The organism is Roseofilum sp. Guam (assembly GCF_017746735.1).
Lineage (GTDB): Bacteria > Cyanobacteriota > Cyanobacteriia > Cyanobacteriales > Desertifilaceae > Roseofilum > Roseofilum reptotaenium.
Genome location: NZ_JAGHZN010000016.1, coordinates 17,066 through 30,549 on the forward strand (window position 1 = coordinate 17,066; position 13,484 = coordinate 30,549).

The 13,484-nt window shown below is 46.0% G+C and carries 13 protein-coding genes; 4 read left to right on the forward strand and 9 right to left on the reverse strand.

Annotated elements, in window-relative coordinates; all coding sequences use genetic code 11:
- Nucleotides 1–112: 112 nt before the first annotated feature.
- Nucleotides 113–2,770: an ATP-binding protein gene (locus J7529_RS07655; RefSeq protein WP_318728496.1), complete on the forward strand. Its 2,658-nt coding sequence runs from the start codon at nt 113–115 to the stop codon at nt 2,768–2,770.
- A 105-nt stretch (nt 2,771–2,875) separates the two neighbouring features.
- On the opposite strand, the gene J7529_RS07660 is transcribed toward J7529_RS07655, so the two are convergent.
- From J7529_RS07660 to gvpA, 4 genes are all read right to left on the reverse strand, one after another.
- Nucleotides 2,876–3,214, reverse strand: coding sequence for a gas vesicle protein (locus tag J7529_RS07660; RefSeq protein WP_271944494.1), 339 nt, complete (start codon nt 3,212–3,214; stop codon nt 2,876–2,878).
- 97 nt (nt 3,215–3,311) lie between these two features.
- Nucleotides 3,312–4,409 (reverse strand): gas vesicle protein GvpN, encoded by a 1,098-nt coding sequence (gene gvpN / locus J7529_RS07665; RefSeq protein ID WP_318728497.1) that lies wholly within the window; start codon nt 4,407–4,409, stop codon nt 3,312–3,314.
- Nucleotides 4,410–4,420: 11 nt separating this feature from the next.
- The gene (locus tag J7529_RS07670) at nt 4,421–5,434 is read right to left on the reverse strand and encodes a hypothetical protein (protein WP_318728498.1); all 1,014 of its coding nucleotides are present in this window, start codon (nt 5,432–5,434) and stop codon (nt 4,421–4,423) included.
- A 131-nt stretch (nt 5,435–5,565) separates the two neighbouring features.
- Nucleotides 5,566–5,784: a gas vesicle structural protein GvpA gene (gene gvpA, locus J7529_RS07675; protein WP_271944488.1), complete on the reverse strand. Its 219-nt coding sequence runs from the start codon at nt 5,782–5,784 to the stop codon at nt 5,566–5,568.
- 289 nt (nt 5,785–6,073) lie between these two features.
- Between gvpA and J7529_RS07680 the strand changes: the two genes are divergently transcribed.
- On the forward strand, nt 6,074–8,002 hold the full coding sequence (locus tag J7529_RS07680) for a serine/threonine-protein kinase (protein ID WP_318728499.1): 1,929 nt from the start codon (nt 6,074–6,076) through the stop codon (nt 8,000–8,002).
- Here J7529_RS07680 and J7529_RS07685 read toward each other — a convergent pair.
- The 3 genes from J7529_RS07685 to J7529_RS07695 form a co-directional block, all read right to left on the reverse strand.
- Nucleotides 7,992–8,192: a hypothetical protein gene (locus J7529_RS07685; protein WP_318700612.1), complete on the reverse strand. Its 201-nt coding sequence runs from the start codon at nt 8,190–8,192 to the stop codon at nt 7,992–7,994. The two genes, J7529_RS07680 and J7529_RS07685, sit on opposite strands and share 11 nt — an antisense overlap.
- A 185-nt stretch (nt 8,193–8,377) precedes the next feature.
- Nucleotides 8,378–9,064: a 5'/3'-nucleotidase SurE gene (gene surE, locus J7529_RS07690; protein WP_318728500.1), complete on the reverse strand. Its 687-nt coding sequence runs from the start codon at nt 9,062–9,064 to the stop codon at nt 8,378–8,380.
- Nucleotides 9,065–9,079: 15 nt separating this feature from the next.
- Complete coding sequence (locus J7529_RS07695; protein WP_318728501.1) at nt 9,080–9,682, reverse strand: DUF3011 domain-containing protein; 603 nt, start codon at nt 9,680–9,682, stop codon at nt 9,080–9,082.
- A 264-nt stretch (nt 9,683–9,946) separates the two neighbouring features.
- Here J7529_RS07695 and J7529_RS07700 point away from each other — a divergent pair, with 264 nt between their 5' ends.
- Entirely contained in the window at nt 9,947–10,636 is a 690-nt protein-coding gene (locus tag J7529_RS07700) for a HEAT repeat domain-containing protein (protein ID WP_318728502.1), read from the forward strand.
- Here J7529_RS07700 and J7529_RS07705 read toward each other — a convergent pair.
- Nucleotides 10,617–10,967, reverse strand: coding sequence for a translation initiation factor (locus tag J7529_RS07705; RefSeq protein WP_318728503.1), 351 nt, complete (start codon nt 10,965–10,967; stop codon nt 10,617–10,619). The two genes, J7529_RS07700 and J7529_RS07705, sit on opposite strands and share 20 nt — an antisense overlap.
- Nucleotide 10,968: 1 nt before the next feature.
- Nucleotides 10,969–12,546 carry a pentapeptide repeat-containing protein gene (locus tag J7529_RS07710; RefSeq protein ID WP_271944478.1) on the reverse strand — a complete coding sequence of 526 codons (1,578 nt, stop codon included), beginning with the start codon at nt 12,544–12,546 and terminating at the stop codon, nt 10,969–10,971.
- Nucleotides 12,547–12,625: 79 nt separating this feature from the next.
- Here J7529_RS07710 and J7529_RS07715 point away from each other — a divergent pair, with 79 nt between their 5' ends.
- The gene (locus tag J7529_RS07715) at nt 12,626–13,462 is read left to right on the forward strand and encodes a prephenate/arogenate dehydrogenase (RefSeq protein WP_413038837.1); all 837 of its coding nucleotides are present in this window, start codon (nt 12,626–12,628) and stop codon (nt 13,460–13,462) included.
- Nucleotides 13,463–13,484: the final 22 nt, after the last annotated feature.

The window sequence follows — 13,484 nt, forward strand, 5'->3', positions numbered from 1 at the left end:
GCAATAATCCTTGCAGGTAAAGTACGATGGGTTCATTTGCCAATAACTGAAATAATGAACCCTACCCTCATTCTCTAGATTAATGCTCGATCCTACAGCAAAATCAAGGCCAATGCTTTCTCGTCGCTTTCTCGGATCGTTGAGCAATCGACTCTTGGTCACTTTGGTTGCTATCGGTTTTATTTCTTTAACGACCCTGGTTGGGGTGGTAATTTGGCAGATGCGACGCATTCTAACTCAGCAAACGGGGGAATCATTCCAAGCTTTAGCAATATCGAGCAGTCAGCGTTTAGTGGGAGAATTAGCGAGGGAAGTCGAACTTTTAACCAATTTATCCGAAGACGGCTCATTCTTTTTTGGAGAATTTACTGGCAAGAATGAGTTAAGCGATCGTGAACGAGCCAAAAGATTGCAAGACCAAGAGATGGCTTGGATGAATGACGATGAAGACTTGCAAGTGGTCATTTGGGGTCATCCCGTAAAAACCTATCTTGACCGTTTTATTCGCAAATTTCCCGCCCATACTCAGATCGTCTATCTCGATCGCTTCGGCAGTTTAGTGACATTTGGCGGCGTATTACCCAAGAATTTTTACTATGGGGACCAAGACTGGTGGCATCCAATCTGGAATGATGGAAAAAGCAAGTTCTCTACTCGTCAATTAGCGGTTGAACCCGGCCAGTCCGAAACTCTGGTTGAAATTATGATTCCCGTTCGTCTGCTGAATACCCAATCGGCAGTAGGAATTTTAAAGGCACACTTTCGTATTAACAGTCTTGATATTTTTCAAGATTTCTCGGCTCTTAATGAAGTTGGCGTACTCAGCATTGTCGATCGCGAAGGGATAATCGTTCATAGCTCCCAACCCGAACGTGTCGGCTCTCAACTTCCCTTAGCAACCCGCGATCGCCTGGCCAATACCTCCATTGGTTGGTGTCGCGATCGCGATCGGGAGGGGGAAGATACTATTTTCGGTTATGCCCAGTTAAACCCAAATCCGAAACAGGCCTATTTGGAAGATTTAGGTTGGACGCTCGTCGTTCAAAAATCTACAGACAAAGCCTTAGCAACAGTCAGCTATCTCTCTTTGGTCGCAATTTTGGGAGCTACGGGTGTTCTGATTGTGGTTCTTCTGGCCAGTCATTGGATTGCCAAACAGTTTACCCGCCCCATTGAAGAACTGACGCAAACTGCTTCAGCCATGGCGGCTGGCGATCTGCAATGCCAAGCTAAGATTACCGGTACTGATGAGTTCCGAGCATTGGGCCGCGCCTTTAACAGTATGACGGCCCAACTGCGCCAATCTATTTGCACCCTAGAAGAGCGCGTACAAACTCGCACCGCCGAACTGGAAATGGCCAAAGAACAAGCGGAGGTTGCCAACCACGCGAAAAGTGAATTTTTAGCCAATATGAGTCATGAATTACGCACTCCTCTCAATGCTATTCTCGGCTATGCACAAATCTTGACCTACTCTCGGGCTTTAGAAACGCCAGAACAAAAGCAAGTGAATGTGATTTATCAATCCGGTCAGCATTTACTGACGTTGATTAACGATATTCTCGATCTGGCCAAAATCGAGGCTCGCAAACTGGAAATCTTGCCGTGTCCTCTCCATTTGCCCACGTTACTTCAAAGTGTGGTGGAAATGTGCAAGATTAAGGCCCAACAAAAAGGTATTGATTTTATTTATCAACCTAGTAACCGTTTGCCCAATTGTATTGCTACGGATGAAAAGCGCCTGCGTCAAGTCCTAATTAACTTGCTCGGTAACGCGATTAAGTTTACTGACTGGGGAACTGTCACCTTGCACATCGATGTGCTATCAGAGTCTGAGAAAGAAGTCCAACTTTTTTTTCAAGTTATTGATACCGGGGTAGGTATTGCCAAGGAGCATCTTGCCCAGCTCTTTGAAGCCTTTGAACAAGTCGGCGATCGCCAAAAGAAATCGGAAGGTACGGGACTAGGACTAGCCATATCTCAGCGTATTGTCCATCTCATGGGCGGAACGATTGAAGTCAAAAGTAAACTCGGTCAAGGGAGTGAATTTTCCTTTGTCATTCACTTAGCCAAAGTTGATGACTGGGAGCAATCCCTAGAGAAAATGCAACAGAACCGAATTATTGGTTATGTCGGTCAACGTCTTACTCTCCTTATCGTTGATGACCGTTGGGAAAATCGAGCAGTGCTGGTCAATCTTCTTGAACCGCTGGGCTTTAAGACGATTGAGGCGGAAAATGGTGAAGAAGGGTTAGAAAAATTGCGAAAATGGCAAGCCGATTTTCTGATTACCGATTTAGCCATGCCTGTAATGGATGGTTTCCAACTGATTGACGCGATTCGCCATAGTCAGGATTTGAAAGAGATGAAAATTCTGGTCTCCTCAGCATCGGTATCGGGAAAAGACCAACAGCGATCAATTGATGCTGGTGGCGATTGCTTTTTACCCAAACCGGTTAACGCTCAAGAACTCTATGCGATCGTCTCAGACTGTTTAAATTTAGAATGGATTTATGAAGGTTTAGAATTAACTGAGACAAGCAAGTCTAAACGTTCAGAAGTTGAGGAAAATGTTATTGTGCCTCCTCCAGAATACCTTAAAGAATTACTCGAGTTGGCTCACCAAGCAGATATAGATAGTATTTGGCAGGAAATTCACACTTGGGAGGGCCAATATCAACAATTTGCCACGTTGATTATCGATTTTGCCGATGAATTCAAGGTTGAAGAAATTGAAGCTCTATTGCAACAACATTTAGAACGACTCTGATAAGATACATTCATAACTGTTTTTAGCGATCGCTAGAACAGCCAAAAGTTTTTCCAGTCTATTATTTTCTCCCCCTATCCCCCCATTACAGAGCAACGTGCTGTATCAGTCTTGAATCTCAGGCTCAACTTCAGGTGTTCCCTTCAAGGCTTTGAGCTGGGTTTCGAGTTGTTCGATGCGCTCTAGCAACCGTTCATTGGTTTCTTGCAGTTGTTTGTGCTGACTGCTTAAATAAGGGTCGCTCTCCCACCAGTTAATACCAATTTCTTTGGCTTTATCGACAGAAGAAATTAAGAGGCGAATGCGAACATTGAGTAATTCCGTTGAACCGACGGAAACAGAGATATCACCAGCAATGACAACCCCTTTATCTAGCACTCTTTCGAGGACATCAGCGAGGGTTGAACTTTGGCTTGAGGTTAGGGGACGGGAGTTGGCAGGCACGGGGATTGGGGAATAGGGGACGCAGGGAAAACACGGAGACAAGGGGACGCAGAGATCGGATTTATTTTTTAATTTTATCTTACGATCGCCCCATGAATTACTGAGCGATATATTTGCGCTCCTCATTGAGTCGAATTTTGCCTTGTTCCATTAAATGGCGCAAAATGTTGACGGTTTCTACTCGGTTTAATCCAACTGCACTTTCGATATCTGATAATTTGGCTCCTTGGCTTTGGTGTAAGAAGGTGTAAACTTTTTGTGCAGGTTGAGGCGCTTCGGGAGCAGCAGACGCAGGAGTGGGAGAAGGGGGGAGAGCGTTTTGAGGCTCAAAAAGGTTTTTCAACACCAAGTAAGCGGCTGAAAGGTCTAAGTCGGTACGGGAGAGCAGGATATCTTCACAGACTTCCTGAAAGGGTTCTTGGTTGATAGCGATCGCAATTTGATGTTCGTGGCAAATCTTAGCAATCATCAATCCCGATCGCAAACCCATAGTTTTCTGAGTTCCCGTCTTCTGCTGAAATTCCATCACAATATTGACGATGGTTTGGGCTTCTTCCTGGGTAATGCCAATTTTTTCCACTAAAATAGCCGTCTGGGTTTCGGCTTCGGGATCGGGCATATTTAAGGTTACCAGACGGTCTAAAAGCGCATCTTGGGTGGCATGAACCCCGCAGTATTCTTCTGGGTTACTGGTAAAAATAGCGCGAAATTGGGGATGAACTCGAATATATTCGGAGCGACTGTTATTCGGAGGCAGAACCAGCAATTTTTCTTCTAAAGTCGATAACAGTACATTATTGACCTCTGGACGGGAGCGATTAAATTCATCGTAAACCAGGGTAAACCCTTCTTTAGCCGCTAGAGTTAACCGAGAATCTACCCAATTTTTCCGGAGTTCATCTTCGAGTTTTATGACACTGTGGATATAGTTGTCAACCACTTTTTTACGGGTATATCCGGATTGGTTGCCAATCAGATCGGAGGTTTTGAGTTCATCGTCGCCAAAAATGAGCATAATGGGGCGACTCAATAAATCTGCTAAGTGTAAGGCGAGAGTCGTTTTTCCCGTTCCTGCGGGGCCGCGCAAATGCACAGAAAACCCAGACTGAAGATAGCGCAGAGCGCGGTTCGTCAGTCGCTCAATGGTGGGCGTATTGACAAAGCCCTTAGAACGGGCATTGAGTAAAGTAGGCATAGGGAGTTACGTTAGAGTACGGAGTACAGGCGATCGCGCTGAGTCACCATGCCTTTTTTGATCAGCGATCTCAAAGTATCGACTGCTTGTACACGGTTAATCCCTAGGGCTTCTTCTATCACCGTTAATCGCGATGCGGGAGCCTTGCGTAGGAAATTATAAACTTGTTCTTCTTCCGTAGAAAGATAGTTTACATTTTTTTTATCCGCTTTTTGCAGTACCTGTTCTGGGGTTGGGGGAGGGGTTGTTATGGGAACCGGTTTGGGAAGAGCGACGGCTGGTTTAGGCGTTGCTCTTTTGGCGATCGAAATCGATCGCTTGGATCTAAAAATGGGTTTAGGTTTAATGGCTGGTGCTGGCACTGCCACCGGTGGATCACCCCAAACCGCTTGGTAGAGATTTTGGCGATACGCTTGTAAGCTCTGGATAAACTCATCAAGTTCCCCTTGCAGGACTTGGTAGCTCTCCTGCTGTTGTTGACGATTGTCCTGTAGCGTTTTTTTCACCTCTGTTTTGCGGGTCTGAATCTCAGCTATCCGCTCCTGACGCTTTTGCTCGAGGTGTTGGCGATAGCTGTCCATTTGCAGATGAAGATCTTCGATAAACTCAGCGAGATCTTCCTGAAGGTCTCCGTAGCGCTGTTGACGACTCTGGCGAGCTGTCTTCAACAAGTTTCGGGTTTCAGTTTGCAAACGCTCCATCGTTTCTTGGAGGGTAGTGGCGATCTGATCGCTCATCAAGAACCGTTCTGTGGTGCAAGTTTCCAAAAAGTCTTCGATCGAGTCCTGCAAATCCTGGGTGTAGGTTTGCCGGGCGGTCTGTTGCTGTTGCCCCTGGAAACGTCGAGCTGCTTCAGCTTGAGCTAAGGTTGTCCGAAATTGCCGCAGTTGGTTTTGGAGTTGTGCTGTTGCTGCTTGACGCTGGTCATTTAGGGTTTTAATCTGAGTTTGCACTGCCTCCGATCGCCAGCGTGTTTCGGTTTGGCGTTGTTCTCTTTGCGATCGCCACTCATCTTTAAGCGCCATAGTCTTTTGATCCCCTCCCCTAGAGAGCTTCGTTATCAGACCGCCGTTCTAAAACTCAGAGGAAATAGAAATCCGTTTCTATTTCCTCTAAGGGTAGACCTACCTCTCGAAAGCCAGTTTAATCCCGAATCTTAAACGGCTGGGACAGCAGCTTGAGCCGTTAGACCCACTGCTTCAGCATATTTGAGGTAAGTTTCAACCGAAGCAATAACTACCCGCGCTTCAATGGCCAGCAGTTCAATTCCTACTAAGGAGACCCGAACCCAAGCATCAACGACAATCCCTTTATCAAGGATGCGATCGACTACTTCTCCGAGACTCGATGAAGAGTTTACTTTTTCAACAGCCATAATTAATCCTCCCCTATTTGAATTGGGCGATGGTTCCGAGAGCCAAGCTTGTACCGCTTAGGTAAAAGTGTTCTTGATGGATCACCAATGACCTGAATTAGGCTCAATAGTTATTTATTTTATCGGACAATGGAGGAATATCTGTGAAAATTCTCCTACACTTTACTTAAATTCATTATTTGTATTGCTAGAGTGCCTTTTCCCTCCTGCCTATTGCTATTCGTGCGAAGCACTATATGTCAGAATGAACTCACATCCTCCGACCCCAGCAAACCCAGAAACAAGCTCCATGGAACGGCTGCTTAACCAACGATATCAATTTATTAAAACCCTTGGCTCCAACCAGCTGGGTCAAACTCACCTGGTTGGCGATACCCATCTTCCTGGCCATCCTCGATGTGTCGTCAAGCAATTAAAGCTTCCTGGTAATAATCCCAAAACCTTAGAATTCAGTTTAATTTTACTCAATAAGAAGGCAGAAGCCCTCAAAAGTCTTGGGACTCATCCCCAAATCCCTAAACTGCTCGATTCTTTTGAAGAGGGCCAAAGTTTTTATCTAGTGGAAGAGTTTATTGTTGGCACTTCTTTGCGCGATCAATTGGAATCTCAGCCCCAATGGACAGAAGCTCAAGTGATCGGCTTGCTGGAAGAAGTGTTACAAATCTTATCTTTTGTCCATAGTCGTGGATTGATTCATCGCTCCATTAAACCCTCCAATTTAATTCGCCGTAAATCAAACGATCGCATGGTGCTAACCGGATTTGGTATTTTTAAGGAGATTGGTACTCAAGTGATGCGCTCTCAACAACAACTGTTGAAAGCTCAAAGAAATGGTTCAGTGGTTTATGTGTCCCCAGAACAAGACCAAGGACAAGCCCATTTTAATAGCGATCTCTATTCGTTAGGTATAATTGGTATTCAATTACTCAGTGGTCAAAGTATTTTAGAATTGTCGACATTGAGGAGTAAAGCAACCCAAGATTGGCAGGATAGGGTTAAAGCGAATCCAGACTTGATCTCTATTCTTAATAAAATGGTAGCTCCGGACACAAAAGAACGCTATCAATTAGCCACCAGTATCTTAGAGGATTTGGCTAATTTGCAACCGGGTAAGGTGAGTGCGCCTTTAGTGCGCTCTGAAATCCCTCCATTGGTTCCCCAAGGACAACCCCAGGAACCTAAAGTTGATTATGAGGAGGTAACTTCCGTGACTCCCGTGAATCCGTTCCAGGCAAAGCGTTATTTATTACCCTTAAGTGTAGTCTTAGGCAGTTTGATTTTGCTGGGAATCGCCTTGGGATCGAGTCGTTTCTCTTTATCAGGGTTGAGTCATAATAGTCTGAAGGAGGCTCAAAAGTATGCCCAAGAAGGGAATCTAGATGAGGCACTAAAGTCCTATAATCAGGCGATCGCCAAACACCCAAAAAAGGGAGAGGCTTATTATCAACGTGCTTTGACTTATCAGGATCGAGATAATCTTGAGGCCGCCTTGGAGGACTTTACCCAGGCAATTTTGCTCTCGAGTAACCTCACCGAGTCCTATTATCAGCGGGGCAATATTCGATTTGAATTGGGCGATCGCCAAGGAGCCAAAGCTGATTATACTGAAGTCCTTGCCCTCGATCCGAGTTTTGTCCCGGCTTATGTGAATCGGGGTAGCGTATTGTCGGATTTAGGGGATGATAAAGGGGCTATTCTGGACTACACTGAAGCCCTAGAACTGGAGCCAACTTTGAGTGCAGCCTATTTGAATCGCTGTTTATCTTGGTCAAATGTGGGAGATCAAGACCGGGCGATCTCCGATTGTACCCAGGCTATCAATCTAGAACCCACAGATGGTTTGGCCTATCAAAATAGAGGGTTAGCCCGGCGGAAAAAACAAGATTTTCAGGGGGCGATCGAGGATTACAATATTGCGATTCGCCTCGATCCCGACGATCCAGTTCCGTATCATAATCGGGGCTTAACGCGGTTGGATTTAGGGGATACTCAAGGGGCAATTTCTGACTTTACCCGGGCGATCGAACGCAAGTCTGATTTTGCCCTTGCCTATTATGACCGAGGATTAGCTTATGTGAAGCGAACGCAAACGGATAAGGCGATTTCAGATCTACAAAAAACTGCCCAACTCTGTTCGAGTATGGGCAGAGTCGGGTGCTATGAAGATGCGACATATCAATTGGATCAATTACCTTCTTCTGGAGAGGTTAAGCCATAATCCGCCGTCTTCCTGTACCCCCTCTCGGAGTTTCACCTCCTCGACGGTTGTATCTATATCCATAGAGGATTTCTGTGGACTCGGAGGTATCAACCGATAGAGTGGATACTTCGGAGGAAGAGAGTGGAGTCATGGCGATTGTATTCACCAAGAACAGGGGGGAAACCAGTAAAGAGAGCAGAGTTTGCATTAGATGCCATCAGAAAGCTTCTATACTCTCTTTACGGGCACAATTACCCCGATCCGGAAGATGCGTTTTTTTCCTTATGTCACTTCGCTATTAATAGGCCTTCATAGCACGAAGTACGGTAAAAACTGCCAGTCAATTCAAGCGATCGCCCTCTCCAAAAGTAATCTTGAAGAGAAAGTGGGATCTCAAATTGGCACTTGAGTCACAGAAATTTTACCGGAAAAACAGACATCTACATCCGTGCCGGGAGTGCGATCGCGTCGATCATAATTTCCACAGTAGATATACTCATCCCCGTTGATTCGATACTGGAGCGGTAACGGTTTCTTACTCAAGGGACAAAATACCATTTCTGGTTCTGGAGAACCGGCTTCAAGATGCGGAATATTCACATTCCAGAAACATCCCGGCTCCAGAGGATGGGAAAACAGCTTGGATAAAATATGGGCTGTCCATTGCGTCGTTCGTTCCCAGTCAATCTCTAAAGGACGCTTGATCCAGTGGGAAATGGCAATACCAGGAATTCCATGAAAAGCGGCTTCCCGCACCGCAGCCACGGTTCCAGACATATACACGTCCACCCCCATATTCCCCCCAGCGTTCACCCCAGAGAGAACCCAATCAATGTCCTGATTCAATTGGGGCTGCAATTGGGCGATCGCCAATCGAGTACAATCGGCAGGAGCACCCTGAACAGCATATTCACTTGGCGATCTCTTTTCCATCTTCAGGGGTTTATAGGTCGTCGTTTGATGGCTACACCCAGAATACTGTACTGTGGGAGCAACGATAATCCCCTCACCCTCAACAGCATCATGGAGGGCACGGATACCAGGAGCATCAATCCCATCATCATTGGTTAAAATTATCATCCGTCAAATTATCAGTTATTGTCTATAATTGTCACCGACAGTCATCCAGCCCACCAAGTCGTCTTGAGTGCGAACTCGTACATATTCTTGGCGACCGTAGTAAAAACTATTTCTCCAGTTGATGATGATCAGTTCGCCTCGATAAACGGTGCGGATGCGATCGCCCTGATTATTATAAATGCTCGAAGTAACTGTAACTCGTTCGCGGGAACCTCGACGTACCGGATCGTTATAATCCACCCCTGGAGGGCCAAAAAAAACACCATCCCACGGATTTTCCCACGGGTTTTCCCACGGGTTTTCCCACGGATTTTGGGCATAATTAGTTTCAAACCGCGCTCGACAACCATTTCTTACCCAAACAAATCCATTCCCAAACCCCCAATTTCCTATGCAAGAGGCTGTGGAATATTGTTCAACTAACGTTACCCCATTACGAGTATCGACGGGGCAGTTAGCCGGTTGAGCATCGCGACTTTCACAGCGTACAGATTGAGGGGATCTTTGGGCAGTAGCTGGTTGCACGTTAATTGCGCTTATGCCTACCATCAGACTAGAGGATAGGGCTGCTGTCAGACAAGATTGCAGGACTCGACGCATAGTTGGGTTAATCAGCATGATAGAGAATCCGAGTTGATTTTACCATTCTCTACTGTTGACGGGTTTCTGAGCCGTGAGTGCCAGAGGCGAGAATACAGTCCGTTGGGCTATGATTGAGGAATTGGGGAAGGAGTAGACTGCTATTCTAGCGATCATAAAAAACAATTATTAATGTCCTTCATCGTAGAGAAAAGTGTTGTGTATAGCGTAAAGCGCTATAGCGGTTGCTATAATCCGTTAAGATAGCTTAATCTTTAAAGTGAATTTATCATTATGAAGATTATGACTGCTTCCAGCTTAAAAGAACTGAAGATCCAACTCGATAGTGATAATCTTCGCGATCGCAAGCTGGCTCTGTTGGCACTACGCAATTTCTCCCCAAAGAAAGCGATGCCATTGCTAAAAAAAGCACTTCAAGATCGCAATCAGCAAGTGCGCTCTATGGCTATTTTTGCCCTAGGGGTTAAGCCCACAGAAGAATCTTTTTCGCTGCTCGTCAATCTTTTAGAAACCGATCCTGATTATGGTATTCGAGCTGATTCTGCTGGTGCTTTAGGCTATTTGCGGGATTTAAGGGCCTTTGAACCTCTAGTGCGAGCTTTTTATGAAGACCCCGATTGGTTAGTGCGTTTTAGTGCGGCGGTTTCCCTAGGTAATCTACGAGATCAACGGGCCCATGATGTATTATTACAAGCTTTAGACAGTGCAGAAGTGCTTATTCAACAGGCTGCGATCGCCGCTTTAGGGGAAATTAAAGATCTCAGTGCCGTTAGCGACATTTTGAGATTTGCAGGCTCAGAAGATTGGCTCGTCCGTCAGCGTCTAGCGGAAGCCTTAGGCCATTTACCCTGTAGTAAAAGTCAATCCGCCCTCAAATACCTTGCCAAAGACCCCCACCCCAATGTAGCCCAGGCGGCAGCCTTAGCCCTAGACAATCTTTCCTTTTCCCAAATCAACCCCCAGAACGCTTGACTTTATACCCTTTCTGTGATAAAAAAATCATCACTTTCTGTCCATGATCCCCTTGAATTTCTACAGTTGCCTCCTTCAGGGTTCCTCCAGCGCCACAGTGAGTTTTCAATTGCTTCAAGAGAGCAGACAACGTTTCCTGGGAATGTTGAAACCCTTGCACCACAGTAACGGTTTTCCCTTTGCGTCCTTTGCGAGATACTTCTACCTTAAGATTTTGTTGATTAGGCGCGACATCAAGCTCTACTGAGTCTCGATCCTCGGTATCCCCATCATAGCCAAACTCTTGATAAACAAAGCGATCGCCCGATTTTGACTTACTCTTAGAGGCCATATTAACTATTCCCTAGCTTCTCCAAAACATAAAACCCGCGAATAAAATCCGCTACTACTTCCGCCGTAGGTACAGACAACTGTTGCATTTTCATCGTAGTAGTTTCACTCGTCTGAAAATAAGCAGCCGAATCAACCAAACGCTTACCAAAAGACGGATGATAATAAATATTCAGGGATCGATCGCTCGAATTGGTCAAGCTCACCTGAGTTGGCATGGCAAAAAACTCTTGCGCACCTGGGGGTTTAGGCAGATCGCCACCTACTTTCACCCGTACCACTCGACTCATGACTTGACTGAGAGACTTACTGATTTGCTTAATTCGTTTTCGGTCTCGAATCGTCAAATAATCCTCCATATCTGGAGAACGGATAATCTCCATGACTTCCGTAATATTGCGTTGAGTGACGGTACTATCCTTAAACGGTAAAATGGCCAAATAGGCGATCGGCAACAGCTCTTCATCCCGATCTAAACGGAAAATCAACGTAGTGCGGCGATAGCCCACCTTAATGCTTGGAGGATGATTCATCCCCGGATATTGCCCAGCAATCTGATAATAGAACCCTGCTAAAACAAAACTCGCTGCATGGTCAAGTTGAGCATCTACCGTAATACTGACTGTAGGCGGAGTAGGGTTGAAAAACTGCTTAAATTCTTCAGACGTAAAATGATAAACCTGGGTATGATCTCCATCCGGACTCAAATCCACCCATTCGCAGGCCATACCATCGGTTTTTAAGCCAAATCGGGATACCCCATGAAGCTTTGCCCCGGTTAAAGTCGCGCCGCTCAAATCTGCGCCACTCCATTCGACTTGAATCAAATTCGATTGGGTCAAATCTGCATGAACCAAACTAGAATTGACCAAATTCGCATTGCTTAAATCCGCGCCAATTAAATTCGTTCCACTCAACTTCGCTTCACTCAAATCAGCCCAACTGAGATTGGTTCCACTCAAATCCACCCAGCGCAGATTCGCACCACTTAAATTTGCACCACTTAAATTCGCCCGGCTAAGGTTAGCATGGCGTAAATCGGCATCACGCAAGTCTGAACCACTTAAATCAGCCCGTCCTAGATCAGTTCCATGGAGATTTGCCCCTTCGAGATTCGCTGCAATCATGGATGTGCCACGCAAATCCACTTCACTCAGATTCGCACCACTGAGATTGGCTTGACGTAGGGTGGCTTCTCGCAAATCCGCTCCAGTTAGGTTGGCTCTACTGAGGTTCGCGTTACTCAGTTGAGCGCGAATCAGTTCGGCTCGAATCAGTCCCGCTTGAACTAAACTTGCCCCACTGAGATCGGCACGTACTAAATTCGCTACATTAAGGATAGCCCGGTTGAAATTGGCTTTGGTCAGATTACAACCACTGAGCCGAGCAACATTCAGTTTAGCTTTGCTCAGATCGGCACTTTGCAGGTTAGCGCCACTGAGGTTAGCCACACAGAGGTTAGCACCACTAAAGTTGGCATCGCTCAAATTAACCCCACTCAGGTTCGCTTCCGTGAGCAAGATGCCCATGAAATCTCTTTCTCCGGTTTCGTACCGATTAAGCACTTCCTCTTCATCCATGGCTTTTTCCTAGAGATTGGTTGAGTTAAACTGGCGTTGGTATACGTTTCCCATTCGTTATGATAGCTGCATTAGGGTGATGAAAGTAGGCATTATTGGTTTAGGGTTAATTGGTGGGTCGTTAGGATTAGCTTTGCGATCGCTCGGTTGGGAAGTTTTGGGTACTAGTCGTAATCCGCGTACCTGTGAGGCAGCCGTGGCACAAGGGGTTGTGGATCAAGCTAGCGTTGAGTTGAGCCAAGTCAGCCCAGCGGAGATTATTTTTATTTGTACTCCTATCGGTCTGATTGTACCGATTGCTCAACAATTGGTTCCTTTGCTCTCTCCGGCCACAATTGTAACGGATGTCGGGTCGGTTAAAACCCCAATTGTTGAGTCCCTTGCCCCAATTTGGCCCAATTTTGTGGGTGGTCATCCCATGGCAGGAACCGCCGAACAAGGGTTAGGAGCAGCCCAGTTCGGGTTATTTGAAGATCGTCCCTATGTTCTTACTCCGACTCCAACTACCCCACCAGAGTCTTTGGGGCAGGTGACGGAAATTGTGCGATCGCTGCGATCGAGAGTCTATCATTGTTCTCCCCAACAACACGATCGCGCAGTGGCTTTGATTTCCCATTTACCCGTTTTCGCCAGTGCTGGATTAATTACGACTTGTAGCGATCCATCTTTGGACACTGTGCGAGATTTAGCCCAAAAACTCGCCAGTTCCGGCTTTGCTGATACCAGTCGGGTAGGAGGAGGCAATCCAGAGTTAGGTCGAATGATGGCAGAATACAACCGAGATGCTCTGAGGGAATCTCTCTTAAGTTATCGCCAAAATTTAGATCGAGTTCTCACTTGGATTGAAGACGAAAATTGGGCCGCCATTGATGAGTATTTACACAAAACTCAACAAGAGCGACCCAGTTTTTTGTAGGAATGAGGAATGGGGAATAGGG

What these genes read in the sequence shown, in the direction of transcription:
- J7529_RS07655 (WP_318728496.1), top strand. Translation starts at nt 113, where the DNA reads ATGCTTTCTCGTCGCTTTCTCGGATCGTTGAGCAATCGACTCTTGGTC.
- gvpN (WP_318728497.1), bottom strand. Translation starts at nt 4,409, where the DNA reads ATGCCTACTTTACTCAATGCCCGTTCTAAGGGCTTTGTCAATACGCCC.
- J7529_RS07670 (WP_318728498.1), bottom strand. Translation starts at nt 5,434, where the DNA reads ATGGCGCTTAAAGATGAGTGGCGATCGCAAAGAGAACAACGCCAAACC.
- gvpA (WP_271944488.1), bottom strand. Translation starts at nt 5,784, where the DNA reads ATGGCTGTTGAAAAAGTAAACTCTTCATCGAGTCTCGGAGAAGTAGTC.
- J7529_RS07680 (WP_318728499.1), top strand. Translation starts at nt 6,074, where the DNA reads ATGGAACGGCTGCTTAACCAACGATATCAATTTATTAAAACCCTTGGC.
- J7529_RS07685 (WP_318700612.1), bottom strand. Translation starts at nt 8,192, where the DNA reads ATGCAAACTCTGCTCTCTTTACTGGTTTCCCCCCTGTTCTTGGTGAAT.
- surE (WP_318728500.1), bottom strand. Translation starts at nt 9,064, where the DNA reads ATGATAATTTTAACCAATGATGATGGGATTGATGCTCCTGGTATCCGT.
- J7529_RS07695 (WP_318728501.1), bottom strand. Translation starts at nt 9,682, where the DNA reads ATGCTGATTAACCCAACTATGCGTCGAGTCCTGCAATCTTGTCTGACA.
- J7529_RS07700 (WP_318728502.1), top strand. Translation starts at nt 9,947, where the DNA reads ATGACTGCTTCCAGCTTAAAAGAACTGAAGATCCAACTCGATAGTGAT.
- J7529_RS07705 (WP_318728503.1), bottom strand. Translation starts at nt 10,967, where the DNA reads ATGGCCTCTAAGAGTAAGTCAAAATCGGGCGATCGCTTTGTTTATCAA.
- J7529_RS07710 (WP_271944478.1), bottom strand. Translation starts at nt 12,546, where the DNA reads ATGGATGAAGAGGAAGTGCTTAATCGGTACGAAACCGGAGAAAGAGAT.
- J7529_RS07715 (WP_413038837.1), top strand. Translation starts at nt 12,626, where the DNA reads ATGAAAGTAGGCATTATTGGTTTAGGGTTAATTGGTGGGTCGTTAGGA.